Origin of the sequence: Paraburkholderia sp. JPY465 (assembly GCF_050436725.1) — a bacterium.
GTDB classification, from domain to species: Bacteria; Pseudomonadota; Gammaproteobacteria; order Burkholderiales; family Burkholderiaceae; genus Paraburkholderia; species Paraburkholderia youngii.
The window spans coordinates 3,296,820-3,310,588 of record NZ_JBNDMT010000003.1 but is presented as its reverse complement, the minus strand read 5'-3'; the positions used below and the strand labels follow the sequence as shown (position 1 = coordinate 3,310,588).

Annotated in this window: 15 protein-coding genes; 9 read left to right on the top strand and 6 right to left on the bottom strand. The window is 57.4% G+C overall.

Going from position 1 to position 13,769, the window contains the following annotated elements; genetic code table 11:
- Window positions 1–49: 49 nt before the first annotated feature.
- The 5 genes from QFZ94_RS29940 to QFZ94_RS29920 form a co-directional block, all read right to left on the bottom strand.
- A complete protein-coding gene (locus QFZ94_RS29940; protein ID WP_429461317.1) occupies window positions 50–703 on the bottom strand; it encodes an HNH endonuclease in 654 nt (217 codons plus the stop codon).
- Window positions 696–1,517: an AAA family ATPase gene (locus QFZ94_RS29935; protein WP_429461315.1), complete on the bottom strand. Its 822-nt coding sequence runs from the start codon at window positions 1,515–1,517 to the stop codon at window positions 696–698. Before QFZ94_RS29935 ends, QFZ94_RS29940 begins: the two co-directional genes overlap by 8 nt.
- Window positions 1,518–2,317: 800 nt before the next feature.
- Window positions 2,318–4,390 (bottom strand): S8 family peptidase, encoded by a 2,073-nt coding sequence (locus QFZ94_RS29930; RefSeq protein WP_429461313.1) that lies wholly within the window; start codon window positions 4,388–4,390, stop codon window positions 2,318–2,320.
- A 54-nt stretch (window positions 4,391–4,444) separates the two neighbouring features.
- Window positions 4,445–4,867 carry a hypothetical protein gene (locus QFZ94_RS29925; RefSeq protein ID WP_429461311.1) on the bottom strand — a complete coding sequence of 141 codons (423 nt, stop codon included), beginning with the start codon at window positions 4,865–4,867 and terminating at the stop codon, window positions 4,445–4,447.
- A gap of 81 nt (window positions 4,868–4,948) precedes the next feature.
- Window positions 4,949–5,956, bottom strand: coding sequence for an AAA family ATPase (locus QFZ94_RS29920; protein WP_429461309.1), 1,008 nt, complete (start codon window positions 5,954–5,956; stop codon window positions 4,949–4,951).
- A 95-nt stretch (window positions 5,957–6,051) separates the two neighbouring features.
- Between QFZ94_RS29920 and QFZ94_RS29915 the strand changes: the two genes are divergently transcribed.
- The 3 genes from QFZ94_RS29915 (at window position 6,052) to QFZ94_RS29905 (ending at window position 7,017) form a co-directional block, all read left to right on the top strand.
- Complete coding sequence (locus tag QFZ94_RS29915) at window positions 6,052–6,324, top strand: helix-turn-helix domain-containing protein (RefSeq protein ID WP_233832812.1); 273 nt, start codon at window positions 6,052–6,054, stop codon at window positions 6,322–6,324.
- A 136-nt stretch (window positions 6,325–6,460) separates the two neighbouring features.
- The gene (locus tag QFZ94_RS29910; protein WP_429461306.1) at window positions 6,461–6,748 is read left to right on the top strand and encodes a hypothetical protein; all 288 of its coding nucleotides are present in this window, start codon (window positions 6,461–6,463) and stop codon (window positions 6,746–6,748) included.
- A 50-nt stretch (window positions 6,749–6,798) separates the two neighbouring features.
- Window positions 6,799–7,017 carry an AbrB/MazE/SpoVT family DNA-binding domain-containing protein gene (locus QFZ94_RS29905; protein WP_429461304.1) on the top strand — a complete coding sequence of 73 codons (219 nt, stop codon included), beginning with the start codon at window positions 6,799–6,801 and terminating at the stop codon, window positions 7,015–7,017.
- 379 nt (window positions 7,018–7,396) lie between these two features.
- On the opposite strand, the gene QFZ94_RS29900 is transcribed toward QFZ94_RS29905, so the two are convergent.
- Window positions 7,397–7,573 carry a hypothetical protein gene (locus QFZ94_RS29900; protein ID WP_410852130.1) on the bottom strand — a complete coding sequence of 59 codons (177 nt, stop codon included), beginning with the start codon at window positions 7,571–7,573 and terminating at the stop codon, window positions 7,397–7,399.
- A 165-nt stretch (window positions 7,574–7,738) separates the two neighbouring features.
- Between QFZ94_RS29900 and QFZ94_RS29895 the strand changes: the two genes are divergently transcribed.
- Genes QFZ94_RS29895 through QFZ94_RS29870 form a run of 6 tightly spaced genes read left to right on the top strand, consistent with a single transcriptional unit; the run spans window position 7,739 to window position 13,767 of the window.
- Window positions 7,739–9,985 (top strand): glycosyltransferase, encoded by a 2,247-nt coding sequence (locus QFZ94_RS29895; RefSeq protein ID WP_429461302.1) that lies wholly within the window; start codon window positions 7,739–7,741, stop codon window positions 9,983–9,985.
- A complete protein-coding gene (locus tag QFZ94_RS29890; protein ID WP_429461300.1) occupies window positions 9,982–10,680 on the top strand; it encodes a WbqC family protein in 699 nt (232 codons plus the stop codon). The genes QFZ94_RS29895 and QFZ94_RS29890 overlap by 4 nt, the downstream gene beginning before the upstream one ends.
- Window positions 10,681–10,706: 26 nt before the next feature.
- A complete protein-coding gene (locus QFZ94_RS29885) occupies window positions 10,707–11,531 on the top strand; it encodes a phytanoyl-CoA dioxygenase family protein (RefSeq protein WP_429461298.1) in 825 nt (274 codons plus the stop codon).
- Between the two features lie 12 nt (window positions 11,532–11,543).
- The gene (locus QFZ94_RS29880) at window positions 11,544–12,179 is read left to right on the top strand and encodes a class I SAM-dependent methyltransferase (protein WP_429461296.1); all 636 of its coding nucleotides are present in this window, start codon (window positions 11,544–11,546) and stop codon (window positions 12,177–12,179) included.
- Window positions 12,176–12,841 carry an acetyltransferase gene (locus QFZ94_RS29875; RefSeq protein ID WP_429461294.1) on the top strand — a complete coding sequence of 222 codons (666 nt, stop codon included), beginning with the start codon at window positions 12,176–12,178 and terminating at the stop codon, window positions 12,839–12,841. The genes QFZ94_RS29880 and QFZ94_RS29875 overlap by 4 nt, the downstream gene beginning before the upstream one ends.
- A 56-nt stretch (window positions 12,842–12,897) precedes the next feature.
- Window positions 12,898–13,767 (top strand): hypothetical protein, encoded by an 870-nt coding sequence (locus QFZ94_RS29870; RefSeq protein WP_429461292.1) that lies wholly within the window; start codon window positions 12,898–12,900, stop codon window positions 13,765–13,767.
- The last annotated feature ends 2 nt before the right edge of the window (window positions 13,768–13,769 follow it).

Sequence of the window (13,769 nt, the reverse complement as noted above, 5' to 3'; positions counted from 1 at the left end):
GTTATGACACGATACGGCTCTTCCGATAATTCGAATCTGTCCTATCTGCCTATGGAAGGCATGCTTCCCTGATGCGTTGTAATGCGGCCATCTTGGTCGGCTTGTCTTCCGCGTCTATCAATTTTTGAGTGGCTTCCATTAGGGCATCGTTCTCGACTATTTCTTCGTCCCAGCCGAACTCACGTAGTCTTCGGTTCAGCTTGCACGCGCCGATTGTGAAATGTCCTTTTGCCGAGCGGTCGATATAGAACCCTCGATAGATGAGAATGTGCTCATCGTATTCATCGAAGTGCGGCTGGACAATAAGGAAGCCGTTAGACGACCGTGGGTATGCCTTTCGGTTCTTCCGAGGTGTCACAGTGTCTGGCTCTATCTGCGAGACTTCCTGTTCGCGTTTGATTTCATTGCAGTCCGCGCATACCACGCATAGGTTCTTCGGTTCAAATATGAACTGTGGATACTTGGACTTAGGGGCAATATGCTCCACATGGCAGTTCGCCGCGGAAGTCAACGATACGTCTCTCCGGCAATATGCGCATCTTCCTTTCTGGACCTTCCGATAGTGCCTGCGAATGAAGGAGCGCAGCGGTTCAAGGTCGGCGCTGCTCCAATCCTTGTATGTAAAAGTCGCATCGTCTTTCTTTTTTTGGACAAGTGCGACCAGCTCATCCGAAAGTGCGACGGGCTCGTTGATATCACTCATACTGACGACGCATTTCTTGAAGCGTAAGAATAAGGTCCAGGATAGGGTCGTCCTCGTTCAAGAGGTGAACCATCTTCTCGAGCTTTTCCATCGTCTCAAGAGCACCGGAGTCAAAACTTCTCTTTTTCGAAACGGATGAAAAAAGAGTCAATGCTGTTCTACTTAAATATTCGTTTCGGTATCCCGGCGCACCGAATACCTCAGCAAGCTGATAGTCGATGGACTTGTGAGAGTGACTTCCAGCAGGGGTTGCGACGCCGGTTTCCATAGACATGACGTGGCAGTTTCCGGCAGGAAGCTGCGCGACGATTTGCGGCGAATGAGTCGCTATGACGAAGTGGCAGTCGTTGAAATGGCTGAACGTACGGTACAAAAGATGGATGTATTTCTCTTGCCATTCGGGATGCAAGCAGACTTCCGGCTCATCTATGCAGATTAGAGAGCCATCCTTTATCTGGCTACCGATGCCAAGGAGCGTCAAAACAACGGCTTGCTCACCGGAGCTCGCGTCATTGATGTGGAAGCTTTCGCCCTTGTCCTTTTTAATCAGCACGACATCTCTCAGCCGCAATAGTCCCACGCGCAGAAGTAGCAGAATCTCCTGCAACCTAAGGCCGCCTGCGTCCCGAAAATCGAGATGTCCGCTCTCACCTAAGTCCACGTCCAAGCCTTGCTGGTCAAGTCGGAGATGAATTGGTTTTTTCCGTTGGGAGACTGGTCTAGCTTGAATCAGTTCTATCGCTCGGTGAACGTCGTCGGGCGTTGCGTCTAGCAAGAGACGATATGCATGGCCGATTTCATGGGGAGCTGGCATCGGTCCTCGTCGCATGCGCTCTTCGAGCGTCGCGCGCGGGTCGCGCGATTGTGCAAAGCTCGTTCAGTAACGTCTCCGGGAGCAACTGAAAAGAGATGTGGATAGCAGGTCTGTAAGACAAGTATTCAAGTACGCCAGCGATTGCGTGCGCTTGAGCTGGGTTGCTTTCTGCTGAAAGAATTAGCGTGCTAACAATCTTTGAGAGATATGCTAGGCTTAGATTCGAGCTGGACAATCCTCTAAGGCCCAAATAGCTATAGCCTGGGATGACTGCTGTGCGCCTTGGCAATGGAAACGGGTCGAATGGACTTGTCGAAACGCTAATGATGCGCGATGGTTTGCGGGACGCGTCAAGGCGGCCTATCGGCTCATAACGGTCAACACGTTCGTTGCGGTCCCAGTGGTCACTAGATAGCATGCCTCCCAGCAGATTGACCACAAGTGACCGTAGGAGGCGGCTTTTTCCAGTTCCGTTTTTGCCTACGATGACGGTGTAAGTGTTGCTGCCAGGAAATTTTCCGTGATGGCGGTGCACGAATTGGAAGCGACCGGCGGTCGACGAATATTCAGTGAGCACGAAGTCCCCGATGTTCTATGTGCTATCAACGCTGTGTACAATCCCTAAGCCACTATGCCTCAACGGACGGCGCTGACTTAGCTGCCGAGCCACTAACGCAGAGTTTGTCACGCAGGGTTCAGATTCAGTTGTCAAATATTGTTTGGTATCGAAAAAGTCGCTCGAGACTTCGCCGGAACCACTGTCCTTCCCGTTACGGATGTTCGGGTACGTAGCTCTGTTGTTACAAAAGGTCCGTACCGTCGTCCACATCAATATCGATGATGGTCTCCGGCGCGACGATGGTTGCGATAGGAGTGTAGATGTCGGTATCGATTTCGTCGGCGACCTTCAACGACACCACGAGCGCGTAGCGAGCTTTGTTATCCCATTGTCGTGCTTCCTTCCAGTCTTTCCACCAACCGCCGACAGGAAATACCGCAATCTGCGATTTCGTAGCGAGCTGCGCCGCCGTCCCGACCCAGACATCCGAGTGCATGGACCCGCGCGCCCGCAACTGTGCGCCATACTTCCACTGGGAAACGTCGGGGTCGCCAAATGCGCTGTCGTCAATCTCCATCCGCTCTAGCCTGTTGATACGGGCCTTGAACTGGTTCGCGTCCTCGGTCGCGCCTTTGACAGCGAAGCGCAGCGCATAGGACTGGTAGCGGAACTTGCTGAGCCAGCCGCGCGAACTCGGGTTCGGCTCGATAAAGTAGGAAAGCGTGATGCGCAGCTCGACTTGAGCCTCGCCTAGTTGCAATAGCTCATCGACTGGCCAAGGCAAGTCGTGCAGCTGCATCTCGCCCAACACAATCGAGCCGCCGGGCTTGCGAAAATACGGATTGAACTGCCGCTGAACAACGAGTGTCGGCCGATGCACGGTCGAATATTCCGACTGGACCGGGCTCACCAGCCCGTATCCAAAGGTCCGGAGAAGCCTGTCCTTGTCGAGCTTCTTGGGCTCCTGAGGAAGCGTTGCATGCATGCCTTTCGTATGCTCGGCACCATGCACGACGAGAGCCCGAATCGTTTCCGGCCAGTACTCCGGGTACCGTGCACGGAGGTGTGCGCAAATCCTCGCAACTTCTGCGGCCGCAGCGCTGGTGTCGCCTGTGTCTGCGAACAGATTCTTCGCTGGGGTGTTCGAAGTCGTCAACAGGCGAAGTGACTCCGGGCCTACCGTCACGTGGATGCCGCCGTCGAGCGACCCGTTTCCGCCTTCCGCGACCACGTCCGGCTTGAATGGCCAAGGTGTCTTGCTCCACAACACCGAAGTGGTCGATGCCGGAGAGAGCAAACCCGCCTCGGCAATTGCCTTGAGTGTTGCATGCTTTTTGACATCGATATCCGTCAGCGATGTAGCCGCACCTACCGTGAGCGCGTTCCAGGCCTGCCCTGGATTCTGGACCGGGCTCAATGCATTACTTTCTGGATACGCACCCCACTCAGTCCACTGGACATTGCCGGCAGAAAGAACGAAGAGTCTGGGCACGCGGAGCGTGTCTTCGTCTTCCTCGTCGGCCGACCCACTTACGTCGATAGGCGAGCGGCCAAACGCGAGTTGGTCGACCGTCGCGGACCACTCCGAGGGAGCACCAAGGAGGTGGCCAACCGATGTCGTCATCATCGCGAAGACGCGTGACCTGTCAGGGACATCGACCTCGACCCGTGCAACGGATTCCGCGGTAACGGCGCCCCACAGGTGGGGCGGCGTTCCCCCGTCGGGTGGCAGAATCTTGACGGATTCAAGGCGATGCGGGATTTCGAGTTCATCTCCAATTTGCAAGGCCGTGGTCAGGTCACCATAGAGGGCGATGCCCGCCATCTCGCTACCATGGCCTGCATGGTCATGCTTCTGCCAGTCGGGATTGTGGGTGTGAAGGTCCGCTTCATCGAGAGCTGGCGCCAATAGTGGATGCGCGTGGTTGACGCCGGTGTCAAGGATGCATATATGAGGCGCGTCCTCGTCGGTGGTGAAAGCGACTCGTTCGAGAAGGTTTTTGACCCAGTCTGCCTGTTCCGCTGGCGTCATGTCACTGAGGAAGAACTCTGCGGTTGGCTCGACAAATCGGATTTCGGCGATAAGGTCGAGCAGGGCAACGCCCTGCTCGATTGCAGCGCGAGTCGCATGCGCTGCAACGACTACGCGACCAGGAAATCGAACGAAACCCTGTTCGACATTGATGCCGACCTTCGCGGCCTCATCTCGAAACTCGGCTACGACGTCGGCGAGTGCACCAGCCGTGTGTCGCAGCCAAATCTGGAACCAGTGCGGTTCTTCGTCCGCCGGCGGGTCTGCGGCATCTGTCCACAACTCCGTGAACGCGGCGCGGCGGATGTTATCAATCGCATTTACGAGAGCCGCATGCTAGGGAGCTGTCCCGTTGCGATTGTCTTTCTGTAGGTATTCCGAAACGCGTTTTACGAACGCGGACAGCTTGCCATCCGGAACGTGCAATACGGCGACGTCTGAGTTCGGGTGAGCAAGAACCGTCAGCAGTTCAATGCCAGCAGACTTCCATTCGACCTTTCCATAATCGAATGAGCCGCGCGGGCTGAACTCGACGGCGATGGACATGCCACGTCGCTCGGGTAACCCCAAGGCTTCACGAGTCTCCTCGAGTTCGACGATGGTGCCGGAAATCTCTTCAAGCTGAGCCAACAGGCGCTGGCCGTGTGCTCCCCGGTCCCTCTGCGGCGCATTCTCGCGCTGAACGGACAAGGGTGAGCGAAATTCAAGCGACGTCACGAATCCTTCAATGGACAGGTGACTTTTAAGTTCGTCCGCCATTCTCTCAGGCTCTTCATATAGTTTTATTCGCCTGAGAGTCTAACGCAAGATTTCCCGATTAACTCATCGGGGATGTTGTTTTTACGGATGTATGTTGTGGCCGTGTGCGCGCTCTTCCAAATGCCTGATGACGCTCGCTTCACTTACCGTTTTCTCGCCTTCCATAATCGCGTCTTTCAATGCGTCGAGACACGCCTTGACGATGTCTGCGTGCGACTCACCCTTGCCGATATGGGCGAGACGGCGATAGTCGATGTCCGACGTTCCGAAGACGCCTAAGCTGTTTCTCAGCAGCGTTTCAATCTGGTGCTCGTCAGGGGCCTCGTACTTGATGACGTCGTCGAATCGTCGGAAAAGCGCCGTGTCGAGGTCTTTGCCGTGGTTCGTCGCTGCAATCAGGAGGCTGTCCGACGCATCCTGTTCGATGAGCTGCAAGAACATGTTCAACGTGCGGCGCATCTCGGCTACATCGTGCTGACTGCCGCGCTGGAGCCCGAGCGAATCGAACTCATCGAAGAAATAGACACCGCGGGTCGACTTTAGCGCCTCGAAAACTAACCGGAGCTTGGAGGCGCTTTCGCCCATGAACTTGGTGATGAGGCTATCGAACCGCGCCGTGAAGAGCGGCAGACGGAGCTCGCCGGCCAAGGCGGCGGCGGTCATCGTCTTACCGGTACCGGGTGGGCCGACCAAAAGCAACTTTCGACGAGGGCTCAGGCCGTGGCTGTGCAGCTGCTCGTGGTGGCGTTGCTCCCGAAGGACGCGATTCAGTTTTCCGCGGACCGCCTCCGACAGGACCATCTGCTGCAGATGCTCTTCCGGATACTGCACTGTCAGCAGCTCGGAAAGCTCGCCCTTCGGTTGAGCCAGCGGCGTCGGACGTTGCACGCCCTTGCTTTGAACTGAGGACAGCCCAAGCTTTCTGCCTGCCTTGGCCGCATCGACGAGGTCGCGCAGTTCTGCCGCCAACTTTGTGTGGCCCCGATGAGCCTCGTCCGCAGCCATCTGCATAGCAACCGCGTAGAAATGCTCGTGGTTGTCACCAGCATATGCGCGCAGTAGTGCTTTTACTTGGTCAGAACGGGCCATTGGAACCTCAAAAGTCTCGAAACGAAGTATAGACTTCAAACTGGAGGAATATTGCTATTATAGCAATATGATTGTGACTACAGCATTTTCAACGAATGTTCCCACCTCGAAGTCAAGGCGAACTCCTGCGATGGGCGCGCGGCGAAAGCACCCAGGCTGAGTTCGCGACGGTGACCGGTGTCCACAAATCGACCCTCTCCCGATACGAGTCAGAAAAGCTGGGAGCGCCGACGCACCTCATCAACTTCTGTCTCGCGCGCCTCGCGGATTATGTAAGTGACCACTCACATACAGAGATAGGGCTTGAAGGCGCGCTGGATAACGCGAGACGAACGGTTGTGTTGCTCGAAGGGCTCGCGCAGAAATAACGCCAATACTGTGTATATATACAGTATTGGCGATTTGTGCCATCATGGGTTTCGGCGCGTTTAAGAAGGCCTACCTATATAGGAGATGACACAGCCTTCAATTCATTCGCAAGCGTCGGGACCGACGCAGGAACTCATGGGCGTCCTGTTGGCAGACGCAGCGGTCGATGTCGAGCTTGTAAGCAGGGAGTTTGGACTGACTGATGCCATGAGCGAGCGGCTGAGGCGAGCGCTCGACCGGCTGGAGTGCGTCGCGGGTATCTTGCAGGCAATGCGCTGCACGGCGGACGGCTGTGACTGGGCCGGGGTGCTCGATGCTTCGAGGTGCGCTATTGAGGAACTGGCGGCAAGGTGGCCGCAAGACTATCCGGCCGACGCGGTCGAACGGCTGATACTTGGGGTCTGTGAGCAGGTGACCAACTGAGATGTGGGTTCGTTGTTGCGACAATAGCAACTGAAGGTAAGGAGCGCGCCATGGCCAAATCAACTATGACATCCAAGGGACAGACCACGGTCCCTGCAGAAGTGCGGGCGGCACTTCACGCTGGACCGGGCACCCGCCTCGAGTGGCATCTGACGCTAGACGGTGACGTCATCGTGCGCGCGAAAACTCTGTCGCTTTTGGACCTGGCTGGGTCGGTGAAGGCGGATAAGCACGTGGACGTCGAGGACATGAATCCCTGGAGTAGCTGACGGCCTCCGTGGATACGAATGTGCTCGTTCGGTATCTCGTTCGTGATGACGAAAGTCAGTTTGAACAAGCGCGGCAGCTAATCGAACAAAAGATTCACGGGGTGTAAGCCTTTCGAAAGGACAGATTTTGTTGATTTATTAATAAAATCAATCAGTTATGTGCGACATCCGTAGGGTGCAATAACCAGAGATGCGACATCTGTAGGTAAATCGCCCCGCCAGCCATCCCGAAAAGCGAGTCCGCCAACCCCCTGGATAGCGTCTGGAAGCACCGAATTTTGGTTCCAAGCTGCGCTTGGCGACATGAGTAGGGTGAAAACGGCGACATCGGTAGCGTAAAAGCACATCGGCGGTCGATTGCGCGGGCAAGGCACGCTCGTCAATCCGTTCCCGCGCTGCGCTTCGCCAAAATCTCCCCGGTAATCAAATCGAACACACGATCGGCGCGCGCATCGCCGTCGGCCTGCGCGCGGGCGAGCAACGCCGCGCCGGCCCCGCGCAGCGTCACGCACGACGCATGAAGCGCCGACGCCAGGTCCTCGATCGCCCCCGTCAAACACGACCCATTACCGCCGATTCTTCTGATTCAATGGACTGGCAGAGGAATTGGCGAGGATTTGACCGTCAGTTCGGGGGTTTGTTTGAGCCCAATCCGATTTAGTCTCATCCTCATCTGTAGCGATCCCCTGATCGGCCCCCCTTCCCGGCAAAGTAGAAACTCATGAATCGCCAGCTGCAATTATTTGCCAAGCTCAACTCGCCGTACTACGTCTATGCGCCGGATTTCACGCTTGCATCCGGCGGCATTCGCGCGATGCACTACCTGTGTCATGCGCTCAATCTGGCAGGCGAAGAAGCCTACGTCACGACCGACAAGGTGTCTCCCGGTCTGCGCACGCCCACGCTCACGCTCAAGGAGGTCGAGCGTCATCGCGCCGAAAATCGCGAGCCGATCATCGTTTATCCGGAGGTCGTGAGCGGCAACCCTGCCAACGCCCGCCACGTCGTCCGCTATCTGCTGAATGTGCCGGGCTTTCTGCATCAGAAAGGATATACGTGGGGCGCCGACGACCTCATTTACGCGCATGGAAGCTGTGTCGTTCCTGCGGGTATGGAAGCGGATCTGCTGCAACTGCCGCTCATCAATACGAGCATTTACAACCGCGACGGCGTCGACGATACGAAGCGCTCGGGCAGTCTGGTCTTCATTAATCGCTATTTGGGCCGCGGGGGGCAACTCAGTCCGATTACGGAAGGGTGCACGGAAATATCGTTCCGTGTCGTGCGGCGCACGCCCGAACAGCTTGCCGCGCTTTATCGGTCGGCCGAATTCCTCTACACGTACGAGCCCTCGACAGCCTGCTTCGAGGCGATGCTGTGCGGATGCCCGGTCGTGTATCTGCCGAATAACGTCATGCTCGACATGCCGCCGCCGAGCTACCTGACCGATGTCGGTTCGGCGTGGGGCAATTCGCCCGAACAGATCGAGCATGCGCGGCGCACGATCGATCGCGTTCCCGAGGTCTACGAGCAGGTCAATCAATCGTTCCTGCGCGAACTCGAAGCTTTCATCGATCGGACCCAAGCGCGTGTGCGCAAAATCGCGTCCGCGCAAGCCGCGCAAGCCGCGCAAGCCGCGCAAGCCGGCCTGATTCCCGCAAAAAAGCGCGTGATTTTGTTGTCGGCCGATCCCGCAGGCGCCACCGCGCCGCTCATGCGCCTCATCAAGCCGCTGGGTCTCGCGCCGGACGACTGGGAAGTCGTGTCAGGGTTGCAGGACGGTCAGGTCAACGTCGACCTTACAAATCCGCCGCAACTGATTGTGCTTCAACGGGCCATCGTCGGCATGTTCTCGCTCGATGCGCTGAAACAGTTGTTCCGTCTCGGCATCCCCATTGTCTACGATACGGACGCGCGTTTCGATGCGCAGAGCGAGCAGTTCAAGGCATCGATCGACTATGCCGTGCAACATGCCCATGCGGTAATCGTGGCCAATGAGCAATTGGCCGACGCGTATCGCGCGATCTCGTCGCGCGTGCATGTCGTACCGAGCCAGGTGGTATTCGAGCTCTTCGAGCATCCGGTTCGCGCGGCCGCGCCGGTGGTTCGTATCGGTGTATTCAGCAATTCGCTGGAAGCGTCGAATTTCGCGGTGCTCGACAAAGCGCTTCGCAAGATTCATGACCGTTACGGCAACCAGGTCAAATTCGCGTTCGTGGGCGAGACATCTCCTGCGGGCTGGGGTGCAGGCCGGGGCGCCCGGTTCGTCAAAGTCGCGCCGACGCTCGACGAGCGCGCGCGTCAACTGCATGAGCTCGAGCTCGATATCGCGCTTGTGCCGCTCGACAATACCGCTTTCAATGAAAGCGGCTCGACGGCGTCGTATCTGGAATTCTCCGCGGCCGGTATGGCCACCATCGCGAGCGCGCGCGCGGCGTATGGCGCGGCGATCCAAAACGGTTACGACGGCTTGCTGGCGAACGACACCGAGCAAGACTGGATCGATGCCATCGGCAAATTGATCGAGACGCCGTCGCTGCGCCGGCAACTGGCGCATACGGCGCAGGCCAAGGTGCGCAGATGGCATTCGCTGCGCGAATTGCCCGCGTCTTTGGAAGGCGCGCTAATGAGCGCGTTGGGTGTCGAACAACCCGAGCCGCCGTCGCAAACGGAGAGTGCGTCGGAAATCGTGCGCGGCGTGCTTGTTCTCGATCCCGAAGGTTGCGGCGAGCAGATCGACCGGACCTTCGGTTATATCGACTCCACGCCGTACAGGGATTTGATTCGTGTTGTGCTGACTACTCAGCAGGACATCCTGCCGGAATGGACGACGAAACTGCGATATCTGAAAGCCGCCAATCCGCGGGAATACGAAGCCGCCGCCGCTCAACTGCTCGCGCTGCCGACTTTCGATTGGGCGCTTGTGACCGAGGCGGGAACCATTCAAGCGGGAATGCAAGTGCAATGAAAAAAGTTGCCATCGTCCAATCCAACTACATTCCGTGGAAAGGATATTTCGACATGATCGCGGCCGTCGACGAGTTCATTCTCTACGACGACATGCAATACACGCGACGCGACTGGCGCAATCGCAATCAGATCAAAACGCCGCAAGGCGTTCAATGGCTAACGGTGCCCGTGCGCGTCAAGGGCCGTTACGACCAGAAAATCAATGAAACGGAGATAGACAGCGATACGCCCTGGGCCGGCAATCACTGGAAGGCGTTGACGCAGAACTACCGCCGGGCGCCGCACTTCGAAGAAATCGCGGCTTGGCTTGCGCCGTTCTACGAGGAGAAATCGTTCGTCTTGCTTTCGGATTTCAATCGAAGTCTGATCAGCGAGATTTGTGGGTATCTAGGCATCAAGACGCGTATTACGAGTTCGTCGGATTACGTGCTGGCGGATGGCAAAACGGAGCGGCTGGCCGATCTCTGTGCGCAAGCTGGGGGGGCGACCTATATCTCGGGGCCGGCGGCGAAAGACTACGTCGACGAGAGCATTTTTCAGAATGCCGGAATCGAATTGCAGTGGTTCGAGTACGCCGGGTATCCCGAGTATCCGCAGCAGTGGGGAGAGTTCACGCACGGCGTGACCATCCTGGACCTGCTGTTCAACTGCGGGAAATCCTCGGCGCAGTATATGAAGTACGTCGCGTCGTGATGTCGGAAGACGGGAAAACTGAAACCATGTTCGTCGAACGCACTGTCCCCACCGGCCGTTACGGCATAACGGAACAGGTCCAGGGAACCTCCGAAGCAGAACTCGCGGCCGAAAGCCTCCGCAATGTCGGCTATGCCGTTCTCGACGCCGGATACGACGCCGCCGGTTTGCAGGCATTGCAGGCGGAATTCGAACGAGTGCGCCACGCCTATATCGATCATTTCGGCGAAGACCGCCTGCGCCGTCTGAACGAGTTTCATACGGTGCGCTCGCCGCTGACGCTCGATAGCCGCTCGTTCCTCGACCTGGCCTTGAATACGGCGCTACTCGATACGCTCAGGTGCGCCATCACCGGAACGTTCATTCTGAATCAGCAGAATGCACTGGTGAATCCGCCTGGAGAGGCGTACAGCCAGGCCGCGTGGCACCGGGATTTGCCGTACCAGCATTTTGTGGCGTCGCGTCCGATCGCCATCAACGCGCTCTTTTGCGTCGACGATTTCACGAGCCAGAACGGTGCGACCTTTATTCTCCCGGCCTCGCACAAGTCCGAGAAATTCCCGAGCGACGAATACGTGCGCCGCAATGCGCTTCAGGTCGAAGCCAAAGCCGGCTCGTTCATTCTGCTGGACTGCATGCTTTACCACTGCGGCGGCATCAACAGTTCGCCATTGCAACGCCGCGCGGTGAATCACGTATTCACCATTCCGTACCTCAAGCAGCAGATCAATATTCCAGCCAATCTGGCTTCGGCGGCGTTGACGCCCCGGGATCAGGCGATCCTAGGCTTCGGTCATCAGGAGCCCGCCTCTGTCGATGCTTATTTCGCGCAGCGCGAATCGCGACAGTAATCAGGAAAAAATATGACCCGGAATAACGACACGATTCGCGCCGAAGTGGCGAAGTACTACAGCGGCAAGCTCAGCGAGCACGGGGAAAGCCCGCGCGGCGTTGACTGGAACGGCGAGGAAGGCCAGACGCTGCGATTCGTCCAGCTTTCCAAAGTGATCGCCCCAGATCGACAGTTTTCGATCAACGATATCGGCTGCGGGTACGGCGCGTATTACGACTTTCTGTCGACGACGCATCGCGATTTCAGTTATGTCGGCACCGACATCAGCAACGACATGGTGGTCGCCGCACGCAATCGCCATGCCGAAGCCGATAACGCGAAATTCCTGTTTACCGAACGCCCCGCCGAGCCGGCCGACTATAGCGTGGCGAGCGGCATTTTCAATGTGCGGATGGAGCGCACGGACGGCGAGTGGCTCGACTACGTCAAAGCAACGCTCGATGTGATCGCCGAATCCAGTCGTGAAGGTTTCTCCTTCAATTGTTTGACGTCGTATTCCGACCGCGACAAGATGCGCGACTACCTCTATTACGCCGACCCGGCCTGGGCATTCGATTTCTGCAAGCGCCGCTATTCCCCGCACGTCGCGCTGTTGCACGACTACGGTTTGTACGAGTTCACCATCCTCGTAAGGCAGAAACCATGAAGAAACCCTTGGTGATTTTTGGCGCCGGTGACATTGCTGAGCTCGCGCACTTCTACTTCACGCACGATTCGGATCGTGAAGTCGCCGCGTTTACGGTCGACGAGGCCTGGATCGACAAGCCGGTGTTCTGCGGTCGGCCGGTGGTGGCGTTCGAATCGCTGGCCTCGACTTACCCCGCTGACAAGTACGACATCTTCATCGCTCTGAGTTATTCGAAGCTCAATGCGATTCGCAAAGAGAAATATCTGGCGGCGAAGGCAATGGGTTATGGCATCGCCAGCTATGTCAGCTCGCGTGCGTATGTGCCGGACCCCAACCGGATCGGCGAGAACTGTTTCATCCTCGAAGACAACACGATCCAGCCGTTCGCCACGATCGGCAACAACGTGACGCTCTGGAGCGGCAATCATATCGGCCATCACTCGCAGATCGGCGATCACACCTTCGTGGCTTCGCACATTGTCGTGTCGGGCGGCGTAAAGATCGGCGAGCAGTGTTTTATCGGTGTCAATGCGACGCTTCGCGATCATATTCAGATCGGCGATAGATGCGTGGTTGGCGCCGGCGCCATCCTGTTGGCCGATGCCGAAAGCGAAGGCGTCTATATCGGCCAGGCGACGGAACGTTCGCGCGTTCCCAGCACAAGGCTCCGCGGGATATGAACAGGACGCAACGGTGGGAGAAGCAGCGAATGATCTTCTGCCCGCCCGAAACAGGCGTGCATCCCAAACTGCGTTCGCACGCGGCTAATCCGCTGCCTTTGCAGCTGGACGGCGACGTCTATCGCATCTTCTATAGCGGCCGCGATGAGCAAAATCGCTCGTCGGTCGGCGCGGTCGATGTCGATATTGTCCGGCGCGAGATTGTCGCGACGCATCGCGAGCCATTCCTGATTCACGGCCCCTCAGGCAGTTTTTATGCCGCCGGCGTGAGTATCGGCAATTGCTATGTCGCGAACGGCATCCGCTACATGCTGTTCATGGGCTGGCAAAACCCCGAAGGCGGACATTGGCGCGGAGATATCGGCCGGGTGCCCGTTACCGACGATCTGATGCTCGACGAAAGTCGCGTCGAAATGCTGATGGGCTCCGATGCCTGCGATCCCGTCAGCTTGTCGTATCCGTGGGTGATGGGCGCCGAGGGCGGCGGTTTGCAGATGTGGTACGGCTCCACCGTGACGTGGAATGCCGGTAACGGTGAAATGCTGCACGTCTTCAACTACGCCACCTCCGACGACGGCGATCAGTGGGTCCGTCACGGTCAGGTCGTGCCGCATCAACTCGGCACGGCACAGGCGTTTTCTCGCCCCACCGTTTGTCTGCATCCGCAAGGCGGCTACGAGATGTGGTTTTCGTATCGCAGCGGCAGCGGCACGCCTTATCAGATCGGTTATGCAAAAAGCGCCGACGGCAAAAACTGGGTGCTCGCGCTCGACGAAGTCGGCATCGAGCCGTCACCGCAAGGTTGGGACGCCAACATGATCGAGTACCCGTACGTGTTCGATCATAAAAACGAACGATACATGCTTTACAACGGCGACCGGTTCGGAGCGACTGGATTCGGACTCGCAATTCTGCGTCGAGACTAGAG

What these genes read in the sequence shown, in the direction of transcription:
- QFZ94_RS29940 (WP_429461317.1), bottom strand. Translation starts at nt 703, where the DNA reads ATGAGTGATATCAACGAGCCCGTCGCACTTTCGGATGAGCTGGTCGCA.
- QFZ94_RS29935 (WP_429461315.1), bottom strand. Translation starts at nt 1,517, where the DNA reads ATGCCAGCTCCCCATGAAATCGGCCATGCATATCGTCTCTTGCTAGAC.
- QFZ94_RS29925 (WP_429461311.1), bottom strand. Translation starts at nt 4,867, where the DNA reads ATGGCGGACGAACTTAAAAGTCACCTGTCCATTGAAGGATTCGTGACG.
- QFZ94_RS29920 (WP_429461309.1), bottom strand. Translation starts at nt 5,956, where the DNA reads ATGGCCCGTTCTGACCAAGTAAAAGCACTACTGCGCGCATATGCTGGT.
- QFZ94_RS29915 (WP_233832812.1), top strand. Translation starts at nt 6,052, where the DNA reads ATGTTCCCACCTCGAAGTCAAGGCGAACTCCTGCGATGGGCGCGCGGC.
- QFZ94_RS29910 (WP_429461306.1), top strand. Translation starts at nt 6,461, where the DNA reads ATGGGCGTCCTGTTGGCAGACGCAGCGGTCGATGTCGAGCTTGTAAGC.
- QFZ94_RS29905 (WP_429461304.1), top strand. Translation starts at nt 6,799, where the DNA reads ATGGCCAAATCAACTATGACATCCAAGGGACAGACCACGGTCCCTGCA.
- QFZ94_RS29895 (WP_429461302.1), top strand. Translation starts at nt 7,739, where the DNA reads ATGAATCGCCAGCTGCAATTATTTGCCAAGCTCAACTCGCCGTACTAC.
- QFZ94_RS29890 (WP_429461300.1), top strand. Translation starts at nt 9,982, where the DNA reads ATGAAAAAAGTTGCCATCGTCCAATCCAACTACATTCCGTGGAAAGGA.
- QFZ94_RS29885 (WP_429461298.1), top strand. Translation starts at nt 10,707, where the DNA reads ATGTTCGTCGAACGCACTGTCCCCACCGGCCGTTACGGCATAACGGAA.
- QFZ94_RS29880 (WP_429461296.1), top strand. Translation starts at nt 11,544, where the DNA reads ATGACCCGGAATAACGACACGATTCGCGCCGAAGTGGCGAAGTACTAC.
- QFZ94_RS29875 (WP_429461294.1), top strand. Translation starts at nt 12,176, where the DNA reads ATGAAGAAACCCTTGGTGATTTTTGGCGCCGGTGACATTGCTGAGCTC.